This is a genomic window from Streptomyces sp. NPDC088116, from assembly GCF_044741745.1.
In the GTDB taxonomy this organism is placed as follows: Bacteria; Actinomycetota; Actinomycetes; order Streptomycetales; family Streptomycetaceae; genus Streptomyces.
Window position 1 is genome coordinate 1,025,634 of record NZ_JBIUTF010000003.1, and the last position, 22,792, is coordinate 1,048,425.

Annotated in this window: 18 protein-coding genes and 2 pseudogenes; 11 read left to right on the forward strand and 9 right to left on the reverse strand. The window is 68.6% G+C overall.

The annotated features are described in order from the left end of the window. Positions 1–123: 123 nt before the first annotated feature. Complete coding sequence (locus ACIOJD_RS16745; protein ID WP_401913710.1) at positions 124–1,527, forward strand: amidohydrolase family protein; 1,404 nt, start codon at positions 124–126, stop codon at positions 1,525–1,527. A 136-nt stretch (positions 1,528–1,663) separates the two neighbouring features. On the opposite strand, the gene ACIOJD_RS16750 is transcribed toward ACIOJD_RS16745, so the two are convergent. From ACIOJD_RS16750 to ACIOJD_RS16760, 3 genes are all read right to left on the reverse strand, one after another. Further along, positions 1,664–2,443, reverse strand: a complete 780-nt coding sequence (locus tag ACIOJD_RS16750) for an SDR family oxidoreductase (protein WP_401913713.1) — start codon at positions 2,441–2,443, stop codon at positions 1,664–1,666. Positions 2,444–2,610: 167 nt separating this feature from the next. Then, positions 2,611–3,450 (reverse strand): SDR family NAD(P)-dependent oxidoreductase, encoded by an 840-nt coding sequence (locus ACIOJD_RS16755; RefSeq protein ID WP_401913716.1) that lies wholly within the window; start codon positions 3,448–3,450, stop codon positions 2,611–2,613. Positions 3,451–3,874: 424 nt separating this feature from the next. Beyond that, positions 3,875–4,750 (reverse strand): helix-turn-helix domain-containing protein, encoded by an 876-nt coding sequence (locus ACIOJD_RS16760; RefSeq protein ID WP_401913719.1) that lies wholly within the window; start codon positions 4,748–4,750, stop codon positions 3,875–3,877. 232 nt (positions 4,751–4,982) lie between these two features. Between ACIOJD_RS16760 and ACIOJD_RS16765 the strand changes: the two genes are divergently transcribed. From ACIOJD_RS16765 to ACIOJD_RS16785, 5 genes and pseudogenes are all read left to right on the forward strand, one after another. Continuing rightward, positions 4,983–5,855, forward strand: a complete 873-nt coding sequence (locus ACIOJD_RS16765; protein ID WP_401913722.1) for a helix-turn-helix transcriptional regulator — start codon at positions 4,983–4,985, stop codon at positions 5,853–5,855. 316 nt (positions 5,856–6,171) lie between these two features. Beyond that, the gene (tap, locus tag ACIOJD_RS16770; protein ID WP_401913726.1) at positions 6,172–8,502 is read left to right on the forward strand and encodes a telomere-associated protein Tap; all 2,331 of its coding nucleotides are present in this window, start codon (positions 6,172–6,174) and stop codon (positions 8,500–8,502) included. 6 nt (positions 8,503–8,508) lie between these two features. Beyond that, on the forward strand, positions 8,509–9,066 hold the full coding sequence (gene tpg / locus ACIOJD_RS16775; protein ID WP_401913729.1) for a telomere-protecting terminal protein Tpg: 558 nt from the start codon (positions 8,509–8,511) through the stop codon (positions 9,064–9,066). Between the two features lie 485 nt (positions 9,067–9,551). Beyond that, positions 9,552–10,357: pseudogene (locus ACIOJD_RS16780) on the forward strand (nucleotidyltransferase domain-containing protein). 70 nt (positions 10,358–10,427) lie between these two features. Then, positions 10,428–11,189: a metallophosphoesterase family protein gene (locus tag ACIOJD_RS16785; protein ID WP_401913732.1), complete on the forward strand. Its 762-nt coding sequence runs from the start codon at positions 10,428–10,430 to the stop codon at positions 11,187–11,189. A 138-nt stretch (positions 11,190–11,327) separates the two neighbouring features. Here the strand turns inward: ACIOJD_RS16785 and ACIOJD_RS16790 are convergent, their stop codons facing one another. Together ACIOJD_RS16790 and ACIOJD_RS16795 are read right to left on the reverse strand one after the other, a co-directional pair. After that, a complete protein-coding gene (locus ACIOJD_RS16790; RefSeq protein WP_401913735.1) occupies positions 11,328–12,284 on the reverse strand; it encodes an SDR family NAD(P)-dependent oxidoreductase in 957 nt (318 codons plus the stop codon). 140 nt (positions 12,285–12,424) lie between these two features. Then, a complete protein-coding gene (locus ACIOJD_RS16795; RefSeq protein WP_401913738.1) occupies positions 12,425–12,571 on the reverse strand; it encodes a hypothetical protein in 147 nt (48 codons plus the stop codon). A gap of 101 nt (positions 12,572–12,672) precedes the next feature. Between ACIOJD_RS16795 and ACIOJD_RS16800 the strand changes: the two genes are divergently transcribed. Further along, the gene (locus ACIOJD_RS16800) at positions 12,673–13,260 is read left to right on the forward strand and encodes a TetR family transcriptional regulator (protein ID WP_401913741.1); all 588 of its coding nucleotides are present in this window, start codon (positions 12,673–12,675) and stop codon (positions 13,258–13,260) included. A 331-nt stretch (positions 13,261–13,591) separates the two neighbouring features. Here ACIOJD_RS16800 and ACIOJD_RS16805 read toward each other — a convergent pair whose 3' ends face one another. Further along, positions 13,592–14,512 carry a trypsin-like serine peptidase gene (locus tag ACIOJD_RS16805; protein WP_401913743.1) on the reverse strand — a complete coding sequence of 307 codons (921 nt, stop codon included), beginning with the start codon at positions 14,510–14,512 and terminating at the stop codon, positions 13,592–13,594. Positions 14,513–14,740: 228 nt separating this feature from the next. Here ACIOJD_RS16805 and ACIOJD_RS16810 point away from each other — a divergent pair, with 228 nt between their 5' ends. Continuing rightward, positions 14,741–15,397, forward strand: coding sequence for a TetR/AcrR family transcriptional regulator C-terminal domain-containing protein (locus tag ACIOJD_RS16810; RefSeq protein WP_401913746.1), 657 nt, complete (start codon positions 14,741–14,743; stop codon positions 15,395–15,397). Between the two features lie 256 nt (positions 15,398–15,653). Here ACIOJD_RS16810 and ACIOJD_RS16815 read toward each other — a convergent pair whose 3' ends face one another. Next, entirely contained in the window at positions 15,654–16,466 is an 813-nt protein-coding gene (locus tag ACIOJD_RS16815) for an SDR family oxidoreductase (protein ID WP_401913749.1), read from the reverse strand. A 543-nt stretch (positions 16,467–17,009) separates the two neighbouring features. Here ACIOJD_RS16815 and ACIOJD_RS16820 point away from each other — a divergent pair. The 3 genes from ACIOJD_RS16820 to ACIOJD_RS16830 all read left to right on the forward strand — a co-directional run bounded on the left by ACIOJD_RS16820 (position 17,010) and on the right by ACIOJD_RS16830 (position 20,330). Next, on the forward strand, positions 17,010–18,731 hold the full coding sequence (locus tag ACIOJD_RS16820; RefSeq protein WP_401913752.1) for an FAD-dependent monooxygenase: 1,722 nt from the start codon (positions 17,010–17,012) through the stop codon (positions 18,729–18,731). A 28-nt stretch (positions 18,732–18,759) separates the two neighbouring features. After that, positions 18,760–19,731, forward strand: coding sequence for a quinone oxidoreductase family protein (locus tag ACIOJD_RS16825; protein WP_401913754.1), 972 nt, complete (start codon positions 18,760–18,762; stop codon positions 19,729–19,731). Positions 19,732–19,904: 173 nt separating this feature from the next. Continuing rightward, on the forward strand, positions 19,905–20,330 hold the full coding sequence (locus tag ACIOJD_RS16830) for a nuclear transport factor 2 family protein (RefSeq protein ID WP_401913757.1): 426 nt from the start codon (positions 19,905–19,907) through the stop codon (positions 20,328–20,330). A 288-nt stretch (positions 20,331–20,618) separates the two neighbouring features. Here ACIOJD_RS16830 and ACIOJD_RS16835 read toward each other — a convergent pair. After that, a pseudogene (locus ACIOJD_RS16835) lies at positions 20,619–20,940 on the reverse strand (IS1380 family transposase); the annotation flags it as partial. Between the two features lie 249 nt (positions 20,941–21,189). Then, positions 21,190–22,419 (reverse strand): cytochrome P450, encoded by a 1,230-nt coding sequence (locus ACIOJD_RS16840; RefSeq protein ID WP_401913760.1) that lies wholly within the window; start codon positions 22,417–22,419, stop codon positions 21,190–21,192. Positions 22,420–22,792: the final 373 nt, after the last annotated feature.

Sequence of the window (22,792 nt, forward strand, 5' to 3'; positions counted from 1 at the left end):
GCGCCGCACCTAGGGAAACCGCGGCCTGGTTCCCGCGCGGGCACGGATCGAGTCTTGGACCAGAACCGCCTTGGCCGCCGAAAGCAGTTCGGCCCGGTCTCGACTCCACCCGAAAGGCCCGCCATGAACACCGACGACACCACCGGCGCCGGACTTCTGGAGCTACTGCGACGCCAGTCCACCGACCCACGTCGACGCATCCTGTTCACCGGCGCCACCATCGTCACGATGGACCCGGCCGTGGGCATCCTGCGCAACAGCGACCTGCTCGTCGAGGGCGAGGCCATCGCCGCGATCGGCCCGAACCTGACCGCGGACGGAGCGGTGACCATCGACGCCTCCGGAACGATCCTGGCCCCCGGCCTCGTCGACACCCACCGGCACGCCTGGGAGGCCCAGCTGCGCCGGATCATGCCCGATGTCGACGACCTCGGCGGCTACGTGATGGCGACCCTGGCCGGCTACGCCACCGTCTACCGGCCCGAGGACATGTACATCGGTACCAGACTGGCGGCGCTGACCGCGATCGACAGCGGCATCACCACCATGCTCGACTTCTCGCACAACTCCCGTACCCGCGAGCACTCCGACGCGGCGATCGAGGCCCTGCGGGACACCGGTATCCGCGGGGTGCACGCCTCGATGGGACCGCACTTCGGGGAGTGGGACCGTCAGTGGCCCGCCGATCTTACCCGCCTCAAGGACGAGTACTTCAGCGGTGACGACCAACTGCTCACCCTCCGCCTGGCGGCACTGGCCACCGACGAGATCGCCGGCCCCGCCCTCGCCTACGGCCCTGAACTCGCCCGCACCGCGGCCGACCTGGGGATCGGTGTCAGCGTCGACGCGGTCTTCGGCGCAACTTCGTCGGAGGCCGTGTTGTCCTGGGAGAGGAACGGCATCCTCGGCCCCGATGTCACCCTGATCCACGCCACCGGCCTGACCGCCGAGGCATGGAAGGCGATGGGGGAGTCCGGCACGACGGTCGCCCTGGCGCCCACCTCGGACGCGCAGATCGGTCTGGAAACAGCGATCCCCGCGGTGGACGAGGCGCTCGCCGCCGGTATTCGCCCCGGCCTGAGCATCGACGTCGAAGTCGCCCTCGCCAGCGACATGTTCACGCAGATGCGCGCCCTGCTCGCGATCCAGCGGATGCGTGCGGTCAACGCCGCCTACGCAACCGGCGGTGCTCTCTCCCGTATCACCACGCACGACGTCCTGGACTTCGCCACACTCCAGGGCGCGCGCACCAACGGCCTCGGCGACGTCACCGGCTCCCTCACCCCGGGCAAGAAGGCCGACCTGCTGGTCGTCCAGGCCGAGGACCTCAACAACATGCCCCTCAACGACCCCGTCGGCACCCTCGTGCTGGGCTCCGACGCACGCAACATCACCGCCGTCCTCGTCAACGGCCGGCCCCGCAAGTGGAACGGCCAGGTCCTCGACGTGAACCTCCCCGCACTGCGCGGCGAGGTCAACGCCTCGCGCACCCATGTGCTCGACACACACGCAGGCCGCCCGCGGTGAAGTCCGCGATACGGCCTCGGGCGCACTGCCGGTGATCCTGGCACGGTCGGTGAGGGAGGTCCGTCTCCGCGCCGACGCGTCATGGCGGGGGAGGAACAGCCGAGCGCTGTTCTCCCCCGCCATGACGGGACGGACTTCAGATGGCCTGGGCGGTGGGCAGGATGGTGATCTCGGTGAGGTTGACGTGGCGCGGCACGGCGGCCATGAAGGCGACGGTCTCGGCGATGTCGGCGCTCTGGAGGACATCGATGTCGTGGATGAGGTCGGCCATCAGCTTGGAGGCGTCCGGGTCGGTGACGTGGTCGGGGAGTTCGGTGTCGACCATGCCGGGTTCGATGGTGGCGACGCGGACCATCTTGGGACCGAGTTCGACGCGGAGCAGCCGGGTGAGGTGGCTGATGTAGGCCTTGGTGCCGGAGTAGACGGAGAACTTCGCAAGGATGCGGGTGGCCGCGATGGACGAGGTGTTGATCAGGTCGGCGGGCCTGCCCTGGGCGGCGGAGTCCGTCAGGTGGGGGAGGAACGCGGAGATGACGTTCATCAGGCCGGTGATGTTGAGGTCGATCTGGCGCTGCCATTCGTCGACCTTCAGCTCCTCGATACCGGAGATGAGCTGGACGCCGGCGTTGTTGAACACGAGGTCGGCCTTGCCGAAGCGTTCGGCGACCTGCTGGGCGGCGGCTTGGACGGCGTCGCGGTCGGTGACATCGACGGCCAGGGCGAGCGCGGTGCCACCGGCGGCCTCGATGTTCTCGACCAGGCTGTCGAGGCGCTCCTTGCGCCGGGCCAGCACGACCACCGTGGCGCCGAGCCCGGCGAGGCGTTCGGCGGTGACGGCACCCATGCCGCTGGAGGCGCCGGAGACGACAGCGACACGGCCGGCGAGGGGAGTGCCGGTGAGCAGAACAGCAGACATCACGAAACCTCAATCTCTTCGATCGGAAGGTGGGGGAGAGCTCTTTGAACGGGAGGCGGGGAGAGGGGGATCGGGGCGATGCCCGGACGGGCCAGGTCCTCCCGCCCGGCCGGGCATCGCCCCGAGAAGGCCGCGGGCGCCGAACACGATGGCGCCCGGCGGTTGCGTCAGGCGGCGTCGCCGTGTGCGGTGGCGGCGGACTTCTCGCGCCACGGAGCGAGATCGTCCTGCGTCTGCTGGTGCTTGACCTCGAGCCGCTCGATGGTGTCGCGCCCGAGGTAGAGGTGCGTGGGCAGCTTCTCGGTGGAAGCGACCTCGACGATGAGGGCGGCGCCCTTGACCGGGTCGCCGAGCTGCGCGTGGTTGGCCCGGTCGATCCAGTCCAGCGTCACGTGCGCGGGAGTGTCGTCATAGTCGGCGATACGGTTCGCGGCGACCGACAGGGAGCTGGCGTCGAGGAAGTCGGTGCGGAAGACTCCCGGCTCGACCACCATCGACTGGATCCCGAACGGGGCCATCTCGGCGGAGAGCGCCTCGCTGATGCCGGCGACGGCGAACTTCGACGCGCAGTACAGGCTGACACCGGGCTCCCCCTCGAATCCCGACCGGGAGCCGATGTGCACCAGCCGGCCCGATCCCTGCTCGCGCATGACGGGCAGTACGGCGCGGGTGACGTTGATCAGGCCGAAGACATTGAGGTCGAACAGCGACCGGGCCTCCGCGTCGGTGATCTCCTCCAACGCGCCGAGCAAGCCGCGGCCGGCGTTGTTGACCAGGACGTCGATGCCACCGAACCGGTCCACGGCGGCCTCGACCGCCTGCGGGATGCTGTCGTTGTCCGTGACGTCCAGGGCGACAGCGAAGACCCGGTCGGAGTTCTTCAGATCGGCCGGCACGCGTTCCGGGTTTCGGACGGCGACGACGACGTTGTGACCGCCGGCCAGAGTGGCGCGGGCGATTTCGGCACCGATTCCGCGGGAGGCACCGGTGACAAACCACGTAGCCATGGGGAAAACCTCTTTCGTTGCTTCCCCTTTTCGGGGATTTCCTGTTGCCGTATGTGAGTGTGCCTGTCGGCTTCGGCGCTATGAAGGCCGCGCTTTTCCTGGGAGTCCCACACCCAGGAAACGAGGCGGGCCCGGAAAACCCGCATGTCAATGACCTCGTCATGGCGACAACCTCGTACGGCGAAGGCATGCCCGAACCGCGACGGGTCGCTCCCTGTCATGCCTGTGTCCGGGCGAAGTGCCGGGCACCGAGCCGTGAACTCCGACGCTCCTCGGCGAGGTGCGCCTTTTCATTGACCTTATGGACCGAATTCTGGGCGCCGTCGAAAGGAATGCGCGGTAACGGCTCGGTTCTTCCCGCCCGCGCGTCCTGCCGGGGCGCGGGCGTGTCCCGGCGAAGACGGTCTTCCTGCGGCCCTCCGGCTCAGGCGTCGTGTGCGGGATCCTGCTGGTGAGGCACTTCGGGCGCGCCGATGGAGCCCAGCAGGGCCAGGCCGTCGGCGGAGGGGGAGCCGGGCTCGGCGTGCAGGACCACGAGTTGCTGTCCCGGAGCACTGCGGATGTCGAGGACCTCATGCCGTAACTCCAGCTCTCCCACGCCGGAGTGGTGCACCTGCTTGACGTCGTAGGCCGGGACCCGGGCGTACTCGCGTGCCCACAGGGAACGGAACTCGCGGCTGCGCACCGACAGTTCGCCGACCAGCTCCAGCACGCGGGGATCCTCGGGGGCGCTCGCGGCAGTTTGCTGAAGGCCGGCGACCGCGCGAAGCCTGGCCCGCTCCGCGTTTCTGTAGAAGGCCTTCGCCGCGGGGTCCAGGAAGAGCATGCGCAGTACGTTGTCGCGTTGCGCGAAATCACGGTAGAGAGCATTGGCCAAGGCGTTGGCGACCAGCAGATCCTGCGCGTGCCCGAGGACGAAGGCCGGCGTCCCGGTCCAGCTTTCGATCAGTTGCCGCAGGTGCGGGCGGACACGCTCGACCCGGAAGGGGGACTTCGTACGGCGGGTCGCCGGCCGGGCCAGCCGGAAGAGTTCCCGCTTGTCCGCTTCCCCGAGCCGCAGCACACGGGCCAAGGCCTCCAGTACCCGGAGCGAGGGGCTGATTTCCCGGCCCTGCTCGAGTCGGCTGTAGTAGCTCGGGCTGACACCCGCGAGCGCCGCGACCTCGTCGCGTCGCAAGCCGGGCACTCGTCGCCGTCCGGCACTGGGCAGTCCCGCGCCCGCGGGGCTGAGGCGGTCCCTGTGGAAGCGGAGGAACCGACCCAGCCCTTCTGCCGGGTCAGGGCGCGTATCGCTGCACATACTGCCGAGGTTAGGCGGACAACGCCTGGAAGAGTTCTGACGACGGTGGGTGCATTGCACCCAGGAATGCCGCACCTCGGATGTGCGGGAAACGAAGGAGGAGGGAGTCACACGGCCCGGAAAATCCCACTGCTCAAGCCCCGCGAACTACTCTGTGTGAAAGGCGTGCGACGTGGAGCCATGCCACTCGACCACCACTTCTCATCGACCGAGAACCCTCTAGTATTGCACTATGAGTAAAGGGACGCCTTTGGGTGATTTCCTCAGAGCCCGCCGAGAAGCCTTGAAGCCGTACGACGTCGGTCTCCCCGAACACGGGCGACGCCGGGTGCCGGGACTGCGCAGAGAGGAAGTCGCGCTGCTCGCCGGGGTCAGTTCCGACTACTACATCAGGCTGGAACAGGGGCGCGAGAACAGTCCGTCCCCGCAGGTGCTCGACGCCGTGGCGCAAGCGCTGAAACTGGACGCACAGGCCACCGACCATCTCAACCGCCTCTGCCTCACCGCCTCCCAGCGCCCACGCGACTGGGGTGGCACGGACGTCGGGCAACAGTTGTTGCAGCTGATGGACGGATGGGAGCACACGCCGGCCTTCGTGGTCGGCCCGGCCCTCGACATCATGGCGGGCAACTCCCTTGCCACGGCTCTGCACAGCGGGTTCGACCAGTTCGACAACCTCGCCCGCATGGTGTTCGTCGACCCGGCGGGGCGCGACTTCTACCAGGAATGGGAGCGGGCCGCGCACTCCTGTGTCGCCGAGATCAGGGCAGCCTACGGCCATGATCCCGAGTCGGCCCGCATCGCCGAGGTCGTGGCGGAACTGTCCGCCCAGAGCGAGGAGTTCGCCGAGATCTGGCGCATGCACGAAGTCAAGAGCAAGTCCCAGGAAGGCAAGCATCTCAAGCACCCCCTGGTCGGAGACCTGCACATCAAGTTCGCGGCTTTCACGGTCAACGGGGCGTCGCATCAGCAACTGGTGGTCTACCAGGCCGAACCGGCCAGCCCGACGGCGGCCGCCTTCGAGACGCTGAGGGCGGCCGCCGCTGTGCCCAGGCAGGCCGAGGCGGCTGTGTCCGTGGCCGACTTCACCGTCAGGGAGCGGTAGCGGCGAACGTGGCCTGGTGAGACCGGGGCGGGGGCTGGTCCGGCCCGCACCCAGCAACAACGCGGCCGCACCGCTCGTGGCCGAATCCTCCGCCAACTTCGAGTGCGGCGTCGCCGACAGCGGCCTCATGGCCCGTACCGCCTCTTTCTTGCGGCAGGCGGCTCCCCTGGACGGGCGCGTATGCACTCCTGCCGCAGTACGAGTCGACCGTCCGGTCACGCGTCGAGATTCGAACGTACGCAATGGGTACGCACAATGTGCGTGATTCATACGTGAGATGCCTGTTTCACGGTACGGTGAGGGGAGGAGGTGTTCCATGTCGGAACTGTTCGACGCGGTCGACGCGTTGATCGCGTCCGCGTCCCCGCTGCCGCCGCCCGCGGAGCGCAAGCGGCTGCGTGCCGCGCACGGACTGACGCTGGAACAGGTGGCCGGTGCACTGAAGGTGCGGCGCGCGACCGTCAGCGGCTGGGAGAGTGGCAAGACGGAACCGAGGCCCCCGGAGCGCGAGGCGTACGCACGTCTGCTCAGGCAACTCGCCGAGCTTTACCCCGCCTCCCAGGCCCGGAGGGGGGAGGACGTCGAAAACGTCACCACGGCTGCGAAGATCGCCGTCGCTCCCCAGCCGCCGCAGGCTCCGGCAGGTCCCCCGCCTCACGCTGCGGCACCCGGCGAGGACACGGCGGCGCCCGAGGCGCCCGCCGCGCCCGCGCCGCGCGAGACCGAGCCCGCCGACGCGCGAACACCGCCCACAGGTCCGGCGCCGGGCGATGCGACCACGGCCGCTGGACAGAACACCCCGCAGCGCTCTGTACGCTCCACCGCGTCCCGTCCGGCGGCCCCGGCCAGGCCGTCGTGGACGTCGCGGCGTCCCGGTGCCAAGAAGGCCGCGACGAGGCCCGCGGCCCCGGCCGCCGTCGACCCGCGCTTCGAGAACGGCCCGCTCGCGGTCGTCGACGTCGCCGACGGGAAGGTCTCCGCGTACTGCGTCGGCGGTCTGGTCCTGGACGTGCCCGCCAAGTCGATTCCCGCTCTGGTCGACTGGACCCTGTCCGAGGCGAAGCTGGGCGCGCCCAAGCTGAGCGGGCCGGGGAAGGACGCGGACCCGCTGCTCGTATTCACCGAGGCAGCGTGCGACCGTTACGGGCTGCCGCTCCACCTCACCGCGGACGAGCAACTCGCCGGGCGGCTCCCTGCGGACCACAAGGTCATCGCACAACTGGTGCGCGCGGACTGGAAACTGACCAAGCGCGGGTTCGGGCCGTGGGCCCGGATCTACCGCCCGGCGCAGGGAGCGGAGCGCTCCTGCGTACAACTGTGCATCCCGTCGTGGCAGGCGCTCGCCAGCCGCGACTGGGGCGACGCGGGGCGGCTGCCGCCGGCAGAACTGGCCCGGCTCCTGGGGGTGTACGCGACCCGGGTGATGACACCGCGCGGATCCACCGCAGTGACCGGCCTGGAACTGATGACCGCGCTGCACCCGCCGACCAGGGCGAGCGAGCCGGACGGTACGGGCAGGCGGCACTCCGAGCACAACCCGGGCTCTCTGGGCAAGGACCCCGTGGACTGCGCGCCGTGCGAGGCCCCCGACGGACACCCGCTCCTCAAGGACCTGCCGCGCTTCCACCGCCGTACCCCGGCGGAGGTCCTGGCGGAGGAGGCGTACGACTGGGCGCGTCCCCTCACCGACGAGGAATGTCTGCGCCCGCACCTGGTGGGCATCGACGTGAACATGGCGTTCGCCGCCGGGGCGAACGGACTGATCGTCGGCCTCGGCGCGCCAACGCACGTCAAGGAACCGGTGTTCGATCCGAAGCTGCCCGGCTCCTGGCTGGTCGACCTGAGTCACGTCGACCTGTCCCGGGTGAAGCAGGGCAAGGAATGGGTGGAGCTGGACGGATCGCTTCTGCCCAGCCCGTTCACGCCGAAGGGCGAGCGGCCCGAGGGTCCGGCCTGGTACGCGACGCCGACCGTCGCCTACGCGGTGGAGCTCGGCTACGACGTCACGCCGAGCGAGGCGTATGTCCGCTACGACAACGGCCGCTACCTGGACGGCTGGTACAACCGGCTGCGCGATGCCTACATCGACACGATGGCCGATCTGGGCGTGGGCGCGGACCTGGCGCCGCGGGAGTTCCTCGCGGCGCGGGCCGGCTACCGCGAGCGCGACCCGGAACTGGCGATCGTCGTGGACGCGATCAAGGCGACGATGAAGCACGGCATCGGCAAGTTGCGCGAACGGCCCCGGGGCGAGGGCTGGCGCCCCGGCGAGCCGTGGCGGGCCCTGTCCCGGCCCACCTGGCGCCCGGACATCCGCTTCGCCGTCATCGCCCGCACGCGGATCAACATGCACCGCAAGCTGGTCAAGCACGCGGCGTTCACCGGGCAGTACCCGGTCGCGATCCTCTCGGACTGCGCCGTGTACGCGGCCGGCGGCCCCTCGCCGCTCGACTTCCTGCCCTACCGGGAGGGCAAGCCGCTTCCGGGCGGCTGGCGGATCGGCGTCAGCCCCGGGATGGTCAAGCACGAGGGCACCCAGACCACCCTGTGGGGCGAGGGCGTGCGCGAGCAGTTCGAGGCTCCGGAGCTCAACCTCGCCCGCTACATCAGGGACGGGCAGGTCACCAACAAGGACGACGGAGAGTAGCGCGCGATGAGCATGTTCGGGGACAGCCTGGACAAGGCGGTGCAGAAGGCGTTCACCCGCCCGATCCCGAAGTCGGCCGGCGCGCAGATGCGGTACCTGGTCAGGCAGTTCAAGGGCACGAAGGCCGTCGCTCAGCTTCTGCGGGTGTCCCAGCGCACCGTGGAGCGGTACGTGAAGGACCAGATCAGGAAGCCTCGCCCGGACCTCGCCGCGCGCCTGGAGCGCGAGGTGAAGGCCCGGTGGCAGCCACGGATCAGGGAGAAGGCCAAGCAGAACGCGGCGGCCACCGGGGGCATCGTCATCGACACCCGCGCCCGGCTCGGCTACACCGCCCCCATCGGCACCACCGACCAGGACCGGATCCGCCACCTCACCGTCGCCCTGCCCCCGCACCACGCCGCCCGCCTCTTCGACGCCCAGGCCCGGGGCGTGGGCGACGAGGACCTCCGGAAGATCGCCGCCGAAGCCCTCAAGGAGGTCTACTTCCAGGACGACGGCCGCCGGGCCGGGAGCCTGGAGGAGGTCCGCTTCACCGACCTACAGCACCTCGACTTCGACCTGTAGGTCACCGAACAGCGGTGAGGGACCCGATCGTCGTGGTGGTCGGGGATCCCCGCCAACCGGTCGGGGATCCCGGGCGGTTCCGGCATGGCGCCAAGTCGAGGCGCGTTGCGCCCGGATGCGGTGGCCGACTGCCTGTCGACGACGCCCCTGTGGCTGCCGGCGTACGCGGTCGGGGCGGCCGTACTGGTGGCTCTGGGCGCGTGGTGCCTCGACCGAGCCCGGGTGAGGAGAGAACTGGCCGCGGCCGGCCGGAAACCTCCACGTCAGGGCTGAGCGGTCGCCCGAACACGACAGAACGGAAATGACCGACCGTCGGAGCGCACCCCTTCCTGGCGACGGCCACGCACGCGACGGTGCCCGTGGGCTACCGGGCGACGCGGCCAACTCGACTGCCCAGTGGCCGGTTGGGGCGCTCGGTCACACCGCCTGTGGCTGACACGCGGCCGGCCCGACGCGTCGGCGACTGCCAGACTCGCCCCGTGCGGATGATCATCGAGAACATGGCCGACAGCCTGGCCGAGGTGCCCGGCGTGGTCGGAGTGATGCTCGGCGGCAGCCGGGCACGCGGAGAGCACCGGCCGGAATCGGACTGGGATCTGGGCGTCTACCACCGTGGCGGGCTCGATCTCGCCGCGTTGCGCGCGTTGGCCGGAGACGAGGTGGAGGTGGCCGGCCCGGGTGACTGGGGGCCCTGGGTGAACGGTGGTGCGTGGCTACGGGCCGACGGCGCGCCGGTGGACTGGATCCTGCGGGACCTGGACCGGGTCGAGCGGGTGTGGGCGGACTGCCGCGCGGGCCGGTACGAGGTGGGCGTGCAAGCGGGGCATCCGCTCGGGTTCTGGTCGCCGTGCTACGCGGGCGAGGTGGCGCTCGGCCAGGTGCTGACCGACCCGAGCGGCGAACTGACGGACCTTCGGCGCCGGACCACGACCTACCCCGAGCCGCTGCGCGAGGCGTTGACGGCGGGGGCCTGGGAGGCGGAGTTCCTCGTCGACGCCGCGGCGAAGGGCGCGGACCGGGCGGACACGCTCTACGTATCGCTCTGCCTGTCCCGGGCCGTGGGCGTTCTGGTGCAGGCGATGTTCGCCGAGGACCGGCGTTGGTGCCTCAACGAGAAGGGCGCGCTCGCTGTCGCCGAGACGATGCCGGGGCGCCGACCGGTTTCGGCCCGCGAGTCCGCGGCTTGCTGGGGGCGCCCGGCGAGAGTACGAAGTCGCCGGCCGCAACGGTGACCGAGGCACGGGCGCTCGTCGAGGAGGCCCTCCCCGAGCTGAGGCGCCGCACCGAGTAGCGACAGCCCTCGTGCCCAGGACTCCCGCACACCGCGGAAGCACCCTGCGCCAAGACCTACCGTGGGAACCATGCTGAACCGCGTAGCCGTTCTGTCGGACATCCACGCAGTCCTGCCGGCCTTGGAGGCCGTACTCTCCGAACCGGACGTCGCCACCGCCGATCGCATCGTACTCACCGGCGACATCACCGCCGGCCCGCAACCGACCGAGGTTCTCGACCTGTTGACCGGTCTCGGCGACCGTGCCCTCTGGATCAGTGGCAACGCTGACCGGGAACTCGTCGAATACCGCCGTGGGCAACGCGACACGATCCCCGACCCGATCGCACCCTGGGCGGCCGAGCAGCTCAGCGAGGACCATCTCGACCTTCTCGGCTCGTTGCCACGATCGCTCTCGCTGCCCGTGCGTGGCCTGGGGAACGTGCTGTTCTGCCATGCCACCCCCCGTGACGACGCGGAGGTCGTCCTGGTCGACTCCCGACTCGACCGCTGGAAGGAAGTCTTCGGCGGACTCGCCACCGACATCCGTACCGTGGTCTGTGGCCACACCCACATGCCGTTCGTCCGTCTCGCGCACGGCCGACTGGTGATCAACCCCGGGAGTGTCGGGATGCCTTACGGGAGAACCGGAGCGCACTGGGCGATCGTGGGTCCGGGTGTCGAACTGCGAACCACGAACTTCGACATCGAGGCCGCCGTGGCCCGGGTCAGCCGGAATTCGTCGTACCCCGAAATCACCGAGTGGGCCGACTACTTCCTGCACGCTCGCGCCACCGACACAGACGCCCTGGAAGCCTTCGCCCCACAGGACGGGCGCGACCACGCACCATGACGGCCACCCCCGTCCATGACAGCGCCCAGCTGCTCCCTGCCGGCCCCGATCCCGCAAGGGAGGCCGGCGGAGAGCATGAGCCGTACACGAACATGAACGGCCCCCGGAGGCCCGGGAGGCACCCCGATCCCTCGATCGCTATCGGACGAGAGTCTCGGACAGGGCCCACAGCCGGGCCGCGTTGTCCCGGTCCAGCGCGTACGGCGCGACGCCGGTGACGGCACCGGCTCGTTCGGCGACGGGCTCGGACTGCGCACAGTCCTCGAAATAGCGGCCCGTGATGCCCTCCACCGTCGGCGAGGCGGCCAACAGCACCGAGGTCGCGGCGCCCTGCGCCACAGACTTCTGCGGTGGCAACGCGATGTCGCCCGAGGCGAGGAAGTCGGTCACCTGCTGCGGGTCCATGTGCCGGGCCAGGGACGTCCCGCCGACGTTGCCCGGCATCAGAGCGTTGGCCGTGATGCCGTCGTCGGCCCATCGCTCGGCGGCAGCGACGGCGAACAGGATGTTCGCGCTCTTCGACTGTCCGTAGGAGGTCCATGGGTCGTAGGGGCGGAAACGGTAGTCCAGGTCGTCGAAGACGACCGGCGAGAAGAGGTGGCCGATGGAACTCACCGAGACGATCCGCGCGCCCTCCGCCGCTGTGAGTGCCGAGTGGAGGCCGACGGTGAGGGCGAAATGGCCCAGGTGGTTGACGGCGAACTGCGTCTCCCGGCCGTCAGGTGTGCGGATGAGTTCCGGCGGGGCCATCACTCCGGCATTGTTGACCAGGATGTCCAACGGGCCGCGCCAGGCCGTCACGAACGCCGCGACCGTCGACCGGTCGGCCAGGTCGAGCTGCCCGACTGTCAACTGTCCTGATGTGGAAGGCAGTTCTGCCTTCAGGCGCGCCGCCACGCGGGCCCCCGCGTCGGTGTCCCGCACGGCCAGGGTGACGTCCGCGCCCGCCGAGGCGAGCGCTCGGGCCGTCTCCACGCCGATTCCGGAACTGGCTCCGGTCACCACGGCCCGGCGGCCGTGCAGGTCGACACCGTCGATTACCTCGGCGGCGGTGGTGCTTGCCCCGAACGGGTGAGAGGTCTGAGGTACGGACATGAGGTGGGTCTCCTGCACTGGTGAGAATGGTGGGCCGCAATGTGTGCGGCTGACTTGTCGATCGTGTTCGGCGCCCCGGCGACGAGTGTTGGTCGTAGGGCACGGCCGGGTCGCACCCGGGACGGCGTGTCCGCCCTCTCTCAGCCGTTGAGCGTCCCCATCGGCTCGGGTGCGTGGCGGTCGCCGTTGACGACGCCGGCGGCCCGGTGGAACGCGCTCATGCCCGTGCGGCCGAGGCCCTGGGCTGCGACTGTCAGGCCGTGGCTGCCCCGTGCGAGGTGTTCCATCAGGGTTTCCTTGGTCCGTAACTAACTGGATAGATACATACCTTAGGTCTGCTGGTTCGGTCATGTCAATAACTAGATAGTTACTTGTTAGGATGGCAGGCATGCCACGGGACTCCAGCGCCACCAAGACCCGGCTGCTCGACGCCGCCTTCACCGAATTCGCCGCCCACGGCATCGCCGGTGCCCGGGTGGACCGGATCGCGGAGGCCGCGGGGGCGAACAAGCGGCTGATCTACGTCTACTTCGGCAACAAAGAGCAACTGTTCGACGAGGTCCTGCGACGGGCACTGAGGGCGGGCGCCGAGTCGGTGCCGTTCGGCGTCGATGACCTGCCCGGATACGCAGGTGCGATCTTCGACCACCTCATCGCCCGGCCGGACCTGATGCGCCTGCGCCTGTGGAAACTGCTGGAGCGCCCCTCCGTCATCGGACTCGAACAGGACGCCTTCCAACGTAAGACCGCCGAAGTGGCCGACGCGCAGCGACGTGGCGAGGTCGCCGAGGAGATGGAGCCCGTCGATCTCCTGACGATGGTTCTCGCCGCTGCGCAGGCGTGGTTCTGGGCCGCGGAGGGCACCGCCCCCGAGGAGGTCAGCCAATCCTGGTCGCCCCAGCGGCTGGCCCTGCACCGCTCGGCAGTCGTCGAGGCCGCCCGCCGGATGAGCGAGCCGAAGACCGCCGGCGGATAGCAACCCCCTGGGGCACGCGCTCACGGCGTACGGCGGGTCTGCCCCGGTGCCGTCGCATGTGGCGCGGCAGCGGGACTTGGCGGAGAAGCGGCCTCGGAAGCCGCTGCAGAGCTCGCTTCGCCACCACGGCTGCGGCATGGACGCGGTCGAAGGTCACATGCCCCTTCGCCTCACTCCGCCGGATGGCCTGGACGAGCCCGGCGGTGGCACGCGCCAGTGCGTGAGGTCCTCAAGGGGGCCGCTTCGATGCGGGTTCATGTTGCCCTGTTGCTCGGCCTCACCGGGCGGAGTGCCGACCGGACAGGACCCAGTCGGCACCCGCGTCCCTGCGTCAGCCGTGTTGGGCCCGGTCGTACACCTGCTCGGCCGTGGCTCCCAGCACTTCTCCCTGCATCTCGGTCGGTGTCAGGGAGTCCAGCGAACTGTTGACCGAGACCAGGGTGCCTTTGCCCGTGGTGGCGTTGAAGTCGGCCAGCCACGGGCCGCCGCTGGAGCCGCCGCTCATGTCGCAGGGGATGGCCTGCAGGCCGCTCTGCTTCTTCGCCGTACCGACGCAGTGGAGGAGTTCCTCGCCGAGCTGCGGGCGGGTGGCGGAGTAGCCGAAGGAGGAGATGGTGCCGCCGACGGGACGGTTGAACGCGATGTCCTGGCCGCCCACGACGTCGGTGAGCTTGCGTCCGCTCGCGTCGGCGTCGACGACCAGCGCGGACAGATCGTCGGTGGACTCCGTCTCCCAGCTGTGCGGGGTCGCGGCGGTGCGGACCGCGAACGCGCCGTACGGCTTACTGCCCTTGTTGTGGCCGGGGACGAACACCATCGAGAAGTTGGTGTTCCCGGGGGAGGAGCCCCGGCGCACGCAGTGTGCCGCGGTCATCACGGTGGAGCGGTTGGCGCTGTTCACGGCTGTGGCCGTGCACCAGGTGTCGGCGCCGTTCGCGTTGACGAAGAAGAGCCGCCCCACGGTCTTCAACGCGGTGCCCTTCCACGGCTTGGCCTTCGGTCCGGTCGGACCGAGGTCCACGGACTTCCCGACGGCCTTTATACGGGCGGGAGTCCAGTAGGCGAGGGCTTCCTGGCGCTCCTTGGTGGTGTAGGACATGACGGAGACCGGGTCGGCCGAGGCGGCACGGGCCTGGCCGGCCGCGGCCGTCGCCGGGATCGGGGCGGCGAGGACGAGTGCCGTACCGGCCACGGCGAGTCCCGTGGCCCGGCCGCGAAGGCGCCGGATCGCGGAAGTGGATGTCTCGGGCATGGCGGATGGTCTCCTCGGCGGGTGCGGGCTGGGGCTGTCGGTGCGCTCTGCAAGAGAGGAGATCCCGTCCGTTCGGTTGCGCTGTCGACGATCTGTGACACAAGTGCGCGAATACGCGACGTGCGCGTGGCTGTGGACCCACCGGCGTTCTGGAGGCCGCCGCCGCCCATGTCGAAGCTCTGCCATGGTTGGATCGCACGACGATGGCGACCCAGGTAGAATTGATCGGTGACCAAGAAACAAGCCGCCGCTGCTCGAACCAAGGTCGGCATCACGCTCGATCGTGTTGTCAGGGCCGCATTCGATGTCCTGCAAAGAGACGGCATTGCCAAACTGTCCACTCGGGCGATAGCGGCCGAACTCGATGTCAGGATGAATACGGTCATGTGGCACATCCGGACGAAGGATCGGCTGCTTGACCTGATGGCGGAATCCATCATGGGTGAGGTTGACCTGGAAAACCTGCATGGCGGGTGGCGCGAGCAAGTGGCAGAATTGCTCGGCCGCTTGCGGCAGGCAATGCTCGGACACCGGGACGGCGCCTTGATCGTCGCTGGAACTTTTCCCGTCGAACCGAACACGTTGGCCTTTTCCGACCGCCTGGTGACCGTTCTCTTCGACGGTTGTCCCACGCGGGAGTCGGCCGCATGGACATCCTGGAGTCTTTTCTATTTCACGCTCGGCCTCGTTCAAGAGGAGCAGGCGACACCGACCGCGCTCCACGATCGCCTGCGGGAATCGGTGAATGAGCAGAACTTCCCAGGTCTTCATTCGGTGCTGGAGGACTACATTTCCATCGATTACAACGAGCGCTTCAATTTCGGAATCGAGCAGATCCTTCAATCGGCTCCGACGACCAAACCGCGAAGCCGTTCAGAGAGCTGAAGGTGTGGGGCCGACCCGCTCCCTGACCTTGCCGGCGCGATGTCTCGCCAAGGTGAGGCCGGTCTCGGCGAGGCATCCATCGACGAGCTCGCTGCGGCACTGGATTGTCCGGCGACGGGGGAGCGAGGGCGGGGGAGCGAGGACGGGAGCGTCCCCACCCCGGACAAACGGGGGTGGGGACGCTCCCGTCCCATGTGCGGGCGGTGGGCGGAGTCATCGAGAATCCGGCCCACGTCCTCGTAAGCGCCGTCGTGCCTCAGGACCCGAACGCGATCTTGGACACGTTGTCCCAACGCTGCCACTCGTCGAGCCGCGCCTCGTACTCCTTGGTGATCGCCTCCAGCGGCCCTTGACCGAAAAAGATCCGCAAGGGCGGCTGCTCCGCATCGACCACCGTAAGAATCGCCGCCCGCGTCGCACTCGGATCGCCGCGCCGTGCGGATATCCGCGTCATGCCCGCACGGAAATCGTCATACGCAGGAAGACGCTCGGACTGCACTGCGGAAGGCCCCGCCCAGTCGGTGGCGTACCCGCCCGGCTCGATCAGGGTGACCTTGATGCCGAAATCCTTCACCTCGGCGGCGAGGCTCGCGGTGAAGCCTTCCAGGGCGAACTTGGACGCGTGGTAGATGCCGAGACCGGGCAGTGACAAGACGCCCGCGATGGAGGACACCTGGATGATGTGGCCGGATCCGCGGGCGCGCAGGTGCGGCAGTACCGCCTGGGTGACCCACAGTGCGCCGAACAGATTGGCCTCCATCTGGTCGCGGGCCTGCTGCTCGCTCACTTCCTCGATCATGCCGAACAGGCCATAACCTGCATTGTTGATGACGATGTCAAGACCGCCGAACTTGTCGATCGCCTGCTGCACGGTATTGAACACCGCCGCGCGGTCGGCAAGGTCGAGTTGCAGCGGCAGGACCGCGTCGCCGTACTTCTCGACCAGGTCTTCGAAGGCGGATTCGGAGCGGCTGGTCGTGGCGACCCGGTCGCCACGTTCGAGCGCGGCTTCCGCCCATTCCCGGCCGAATCCCTTCGAGGCTCCGGTGATGAACCATGTCTTCGGCATGTCTTTTCTCCTGGGGTGAATCTCTGACGACTTGACTGATCAGGACGGATCTGCTGAAAGGCGAGGCCTTCGATTTCGATGTGGCGATCCGGTCCCCCCTCGACGCACTGGGCATCGTGCGTGTGCTCGCGGTAGGGGATCGAGTTGTTCCGAAAGGTCGAAAAGTTCCCCGCGGAGACAAACGCACCACGTATGGAGCGCCACTGCCGCCTATCGGCCGCCGACCCCACGTGCTGCGCCTGGAGCCCGAGATCGACGCGCAGGGGCTCGGACTGCTGTCGCCTCTTGATCGATGACCAACGAGTCCAGTGAACTTGGTCGGCGACCAAGATGTCAACCCGTGTGGGCGGGCTGTGCGCATCGACCCCGTCGGGCTCCCGATTGCCGGATCCGCGACGCAGGGGCGCACGCCGGCCGGTGTGCGGAGGCCGTGCCTGTCGGGCGCACTCCCCGCGTGGTCGCGGTGGTGCCCGCAGGCTGTTCTTGTGCAGCGACCAAGAGTCGCGGTACGGTTCTTGTGCAGCGAACAAGAAGCCTTTTGAGATGGAGATCGATGAGATGGGCGTAATCGAAAAAGACGTCGTCATCGTGGGGGCCGGAGCCGTCGGCCTGAGTCTTGCCGTGCAGCTCGGTCGCCTGGGTGTGTCCTGCCTGGCGGTCGACCGGCGCGAAGCGACGAGCGATCACCCGCGAGCCCGTGGCGTCAACCCCCGAACGGCCGAACTGATGCGTCAATGGGGCATGGAGGACGTCATCCGCCGCAACGCGTTGCCTTCGGAGGATTTCTCCTTCTCCTACCGACGCGGAACACTGCTCGGTTACGAGTACGGCCGGACGGTCACGGACGACGGGTCCGATGTGCCGAGCCCGATGCCGCGGCTCTTGGTTCCGCAGGACATCATCGAAGATGAACTGCGGTTGCGTGCCAGGGAGTCGGCCGAGGTGCGCCTACAGGCCGAGGTCGTGGACTTCGAGGAGAACGCGACCGGCGTGCAGACCACCATTCGCGATCTGCGCACTGGCGAAATCCATCAAACGCGCAGCCGCTACCTGATCGGCGCCGACGGCGCGATGAGCATGGTGCGTCAGCGACTGGGAATCGAGATCGAGGGCAACCCGCTGCTTGGCTACTGGCTCGGGATGTACTGGAAGAGCACGGACCCCCGTCTGTGGGAGGCCTACCGTGAGCGCCCCGGCATCGGCATCTACGCGATTGATGCCGATGACGTCGTTGCCTTTTCCGTGGTCGACCGAACGGACCGGTGGCTGACGTTCAGGGTCCTGCCGCCGACGGAGACCCGGCCGGCGGCGCCGTCGAACGAGGAGGCCCTCCGCATCATCCGAAAGGCTGTCGGCTACTCGGACCTCGACCTGAACCTGATCAACGTGGCGGTCTGGCGAGTGAGTGCCCAGATCGCGCAGTCCTACCGGCAGGGCCGTGTCTTCCTCGCGGGCGACGCCGCACACCTGCTGCCGCATACCGGCGGGCTCGGCATGAACACCGGGATTCAGGACGCCCACAACCTCGCGTGGAAGCTCGGACTGGTGCTGCGTGGGTACGCCGACCCGTCATTGCTGGACACCTACGAGGCCGAACGCCGGCCGGTGGCGCAACAGAACGCCGACTGGTCGATGGGAAACAACGACACACTCAAGCGCATCATCTCCTCGGCCCTCGCCGAGGACCAACCGGCTGTCACGAAGGCAATCGACGCCGAGAACGCACACATTCGTCAGGAAGGCGCCGAACTGGGTTTCGCTTATGCCTCCCGCGCGATTGTCGGCGATGGTTCGGTCCCGCCGGCCCCCAGTCAGACCGTGTACACGCCCACCGCGGTGCCCGGTTGTCGTGCGCCGCATGTGTGGCTCGACGATCACGGCGTCCGGATGTCGAGTATCGATCTCCTGCACTCGCGATTCGTCGTTCTGGCCGGGCCGGAAGGGCGAGCGTGGACTGACGCCGCGGCCGTGATGGCCGACGGCACGGACGTGCCGATCATCGGCCGCACCATCGGGCGGGACGCCGACCTCACCGACACCGATGGCGATTTCCTCGAAACGTACGGCATCTCCGCCAGCGGCGCCGTGCTTGTCCGCCCGGATGGTCACGTCGCCTGGCGTGCCTCCGCCATCGACGGTACCGACACGGCTCCGCTGGCCGAGGCCCTTGAGCTGGTTCTCGGAAGGCCGGTCCGCGCTTCGGTGGTTTCGAGCCACGGCTCGATCACGGTGGGACGGAACGTGCCTGATCCGGTGGCTCGGTGAGCCGCCGACTACCCCCTGAGGAGGACGTATGCGTGCCGTACGAGTGAGACAACCTGGCGGTCCCGAGGTCATCGAGTTCGTGGAGACCCATGACCCGGCTCCCAGCAGCGGCGAGTTGCTGGTCTCGGTCGCCCTGGCGGGGGTGAACTACGTTGACACCTACTTCCGTTCCGGCGTCTACCCGAAGGCCCCGCCGTTCGGACTCGGCACCGAGGGCATCGGCACCGTCATAGAAGTAGGCCCGGACGTGACCGGCTTCGCCGCCGGGGACCGCGTCGCCTGGTGCGACGCGCAGAACAGCTACGCCGAACTGGTGGCCGTGCCCGCCCGCCGTGCGGTGCGCGTTCCCGACGGAATCCCTGACGAACTCGCCGTCGGCGCACTGTTGCAGGGCATGACAGCCCATTTCCTGGTGGACTCCACCTACCCGGTGGCCCCGGGCGAGTCGATCCTGGTGCACGCGGCTGCCGGCGGCGTTGGCCTGCTCCTCACCCAGATGGCCGCCCGACGCGGCGCTCGGGTGATCGGCACGGTGTCCACCGAGGAGAAGGCCGAACTGGCCAGGGGTGCCGGCGCCGCCGAGGTGATCCGGTACGACCGGAGCCAGGACCTGGCCGCCGAGGTGCATGCGCTGACCGATGGGCTAGGGGTCCCTGTCGTCTACGACGGCGTCGGCAGGACCACGTTCAACGCGAGTCTGGCCAGCCTGAAGAAGCGGGGGACGATGGTGCTCTTCGGGGCGGCCAGTGGCCCGGTGCCACCGCTCGATCCGCAGTGGCTCAACGCCGGTGGTTCGCTGTACCTCACCCGGCCGTCGCTCTATCACTACATCGACACTCGCGCGGAACTGGACCATCACGCGAGCGCGGTCTTCGGCGCGGTCCTGGACGGCACGCTGAACATCAGAGTCGGCCATGAGTACCCGTTGGCAGAGGCTCGGCGGGCCCACGAGGACCTGCAAGGGCGACGCACGGCGGGGAAGCTGCTGCTGCGCGTCTGACCCGGACCCGCGAGAGCGGGGAAGTCGGCAGCAGGGCTCTGGCCGGAACCTGTCGATGACCCGGGCGAGTTTCGGCCCGAGCCCCGTGCATGAGAGTTGACCGCCGTTCTTCACGAAGCCGCCCGACAGGAACCCAGCGTTATTTCCGGGCACGAAAGGATCACCCTCCGGCCATGAACGCGACTGTGCGTTATCGGGATTTCTTCCACGACATGTATACGTGGGTCTCCGGCCTGTGCGACGCCGAGAAGCACAGCACCCTCGACGAGATTCACCGCTTCTGGGCAGATGACGGACGGATCATCACCTATGGCCGAGTCACGGCGGTTGGCATCGAGGCCTTGCGGAAGCACTTCGAAGCCTTTCCCCAGCGATACGACAAGGTGGAGATCCGCGAGCCGTACTACAAGTACCTGGAGTCGGGAGATGAAGTTGTCATCGAGTACGACATCCTGATCTGCGCGCGAGACCACGAAGTTGACGTCACCACCGGAGAAGCCGCCCGACAGGAACTCCGCGTAATGGTGATCTTCTCCCTCACCGACGGCAAGATCTCGGAAATGCGTGAGGTTGCCGCCGTCAAGGCGGGAGATGCCTGACCGTCACCGTGATTCGACCGCCGCATTCCTGAGGCTGGTCTGTGTTCCAGTCCAATAGATCTACGGCCTGGGGCCCGAAAGGACCCCGGGCCGGCCCCACCTGTTCCAAGTGCGGGTGGATCTGGGTGAACAGGCCCCCGCAGCAGACGACCATCCCCAGTTCGGCGATGGTCTTGAGGTCGACCGACCGTACCGTCAGAGAAGGCGTCGATAGTCGATCGTCATTCCGACCGAGTAGGGCAGCCACCATCCCTGCCTGGTGGGCCAGTTGAGGAGATTCATGGGTGCGGCTTCGGGCCCGGCCGGCTTCCACACGCGTTCGCGGCCTTCGGCGCATCGCAGTCAGCGCACGGGGGCCAGCCCCGGTCAGGGTGTCCATCCGTCAGGAGACGGTGGGGCCGGAGGCCACCGGCCCGAGCAGCGCGGGCTCGGTTGAACCACCGCCACGTCCGACAGGCAGCCCCGCCCAGGGCCACCGCCGGCGCGAGTCCACCAGGACCTTGCCGGAGTCATGCACCGCCCGCGGCTTGCGCCGCGGTGCCGACGCCGTCGATATCGCCGTGTCCAGCCCGGCCTTGCGGACGGTCTCCATCAGCAGCACCCCGCTGGCCTACGAGACCCCGGCGCGTCCACCGACAAGCCGACCACCGCAAGGCCCGCGACTCCCGGCTGCGTACGGTGCGCGAGCTTGAGTTTCAGATGAACTGCTACGAGTTCGCCGCGCGCGTGATCGAAACGGGGGTGGCGATGGGGAGTACGTGGGCTGTACGTCGCGGCCTGTCGCAGCCTGGGAAGACGCAGATCAGCTGCCCGCGCCGCGTGCCGGTGCATCCTCACACTGGCCTTGGCGTGTGGAACGTCAGGCAGCAGGCCGCAGCCGTACGGGGAGGGTCTGGTGGCCGTTGCTGATCAGGGAGGGGACCGGTGTCAGATCGGCGGCGGGAAGGGCGAGTTCGATGTCGGGGAACCGTTCGAACAGCATCTTGAGTGCGGTGGCGACTTCGAGGCGGGCGAGGGGCGCGCCGAGGCAGAAGTGCACGCCGTGACCGAAGGCGAGGTGTTCTTTCGATGTCCGGGTGACGTCGAAGTGGTCGGCGGACTCGCCATGCCAGTCGGGGTGGCGGTTGGCTGCGGCGTAGGAGGCGAGGATCGCCTCGCCCTTGGCGATGGTCTGACCGCCGGCCAGGGGAATGTCCTCGAGCGCGTAGCGCAACGGGAGGTGAGCGATGGCGGGTTCGTGCCGCAGGGTCTCCTCGACGATGTCGCTCCAGGTGGCGCGGCCGTCCCGGAGGTGTCCGAGGTGGCGGCGGTCGGTCAGCAGGGCGGTGATGGCCTGGTCGATGACGTTGACAGTGGTCTCGTACCCGGCGCTGATCATCAGCAGCAGTGTGTCGCGTAATTCCTCGTCCGCGAGGGCGTCGCCGTCGCCTTCGTCGTCGCGGGCGGCGATGAGCAGAGAGGTCATGTCGTCGCTGGGCTCGGCGCGCTTGCCCGCGATCAGTCGGTCCAGGGCCTGATGCAGAGTGGCCGTGTTCGCCGTGGCCTGCTCGGCGGTGAGGGTGGTGTCGAAGACGCCGTCGACCATAGCGCGGAACGCGCCACGCTGATCGTCGGGAACGCCCATGAGCTGACCGATCACGGCGATCGGCAGCGGGTAGGCGAGTTTTTCACGCAAGTCGGCGATCTCCCCGGCAGGCAGGGAGTCGAGGCCGTCGAGAATCGCGATGACGAACGCTTCGATGACGGATTGCAGGGGCTGAATACGGCGGGCGCTGAGCGCGGGGGCGATCATGCGGCGCAGCCTGCGGTGGTCACCGCCATACGCGGTGAACATGTTCTTCACCGAGATCCACAGGGCGAGCGGCCAATGGGCGACGGCGTCGTCGTAGGCAGGCCAGTGGGCGCGGGCATCCTTGGAGACCGCCGGGCTGGTGAGGAGGTCTTTGAGGAGCTGGGGGTCGGAGACGGACCAGGCGGTCACGCCGAGGATGTCCACCCGGGCGGCCGGGCCGCGAGCACGCAGGGCCTGGTGCTCGGCGTAACGGTCGGATCCGGTGGGGTCCAGGACGAGTTCAGGCTGCTCGGACACGGGAGGTCTCCTTCAGCGAGAGGTGACGAAGGCGACGGTAAGGGATTCCAGGGCGCGGTGGAAAGGGCCCGGTCGCCGGGGCAGTTTGTTGGCGCGGACGGCGAAGTCGACCTCACGAAGGCGTCCGGGAATGCCGCGAAGGACCGCGCGTCCGTGTCTGGGAATACCTGACCGGCACCTCCCAACACCCCGGCGGCATGCGCCCGATCAGTGCCGCCTTCCGCATGCGGGGGACCGGAGGTGTGAACCCCATCTTCCAGTGCCGGGTGACGGGCGATGACTTCGGACGGCCACAGCAGGCGCTGCCGTAGCGTCTTGGCTCCGGGCGGTCCGCGGCGAGGGCCGGCCGGCCTGGGAGTCCAGGTCATCAGGC

Excerpts from the sequence above, each read along its gene's own strand:
- ACIOJD_RS16805 (WP_401913743.1), bottom strand. The coding sequence starts at position 14,512 with ATGCCCGAGACATCCACTTCCGCGATCCGGCGCCTTCGCGGCCGGGCC.
- ACIOJD_RS16750 (WP_401913713.1), bottom strand. The coding sequence starts at position 2,443 with ATGTCTGCTGTTCTGCTCACCGGCACTCCCCTCGCCGGCCGTGTCGCT.
- ACIOJD_RS16760 (WP_401913719.1), bottom strand. The coding sequence starts at position 4,750 with ATGTGCAGCGATACGCGCCCTGACCCGGCAGAAGGGCTGGGTCGGTTC.
- ACIOJD_RS16745 (WP_401913710.1), top strand. The coding sequence starts at position 124 with ATGAACACCGACGACACCACCGGCGCCGGACTTCTGGAGCTACTGCGA.
- ACIOJD_RS16825 (WP_401913754.1), top strand. The coding sequence starts at position 18,760 with ATGCGTGCCGTACGAGTGAGACAACCTGGCGGTCCCGAGGTCATCGAG.
- ACIOJD_RS16765 (WP_401913722.1), top strand. The coding sequence starts at position 4,983 with ATGAGTAAAGGGACGCCTTTGGGTGATTTCCTCAGAGCCCGCCGAGAA.
- ACIOJD_RS16830 (WP_401913757.1), top strand. The coding sequence starts at position 19,905 with ATGAACGCGACTGTGCGTTATCGGGATTTCTTCCACGACATGTATACG.
- ACIOJD_RS16755 (WP_401913716.1), bottom strand. The coding sequence starts at position 3,450 with ATGGCTACGTGGTTTGTCACCGGTGCCTCCCGCGGAATCGGTGCCGAA.
- ACIOJD_RS16795 (WP_401913738.1), bottom strand. The coding sequence starts at position 12,571 with ATGGAACACCTCGCACGGGGCAGCCACGGCCTGACAGTCGCAGCCCAG.
- ACIOJD_RS16790 (WP_401913735.1), bottom strand. The coding sequence starts at position 12,284 with ATGTCCGTACCTCAGACCTCTCACCCGTTCGGGGCAAGCACCACCGCC.
- ACIOJD_RS16820 (WP_401913752.1), top strand. The coding sequence starts at position 17,010 with ATGGAGATCGATGAGATGGGCGTAATCGAAAAAGACGTCGTCATCGTG.
- tap (WP_401913726.1), top strand. The coding sequence starts at position 6,172 with ATGTCGGAACTGTTCGACGCGGTCGACGCGTTGATCGCGTCCGCGTCC.
- ACIOJD_RS16800 (WP_401913741.1), top strand. The coding sequence starts at position 12,673 with ATGCCACGGGACTCCAGCGCCACCAAGACCCGGCTGCTCGACGCCGCC.
- tpg (WP_401913729.1), top strand. The coding sequence starts at position 8,509 with ATGAGCATGTTCGGGGACAGCCTGGACAAGGCGGTGCAGAAGGCGTTC.
- ACIOJD_RS16785 (WP_401913732.1), top strand. The coding sequence starts at position 10,428 with ATGCTGAACCGCGTAGCCGTTCTGTCGGACATCCACGCAGTCCTGCCG.
- ACIOJD_RS16815 (WP_401913749.1), bottom strand. The coding sequence starts at position 16,466 with ATGCCGAAGACATGGTTCATCACCGGAGCCTCGAAGGGATTCGGCCGG.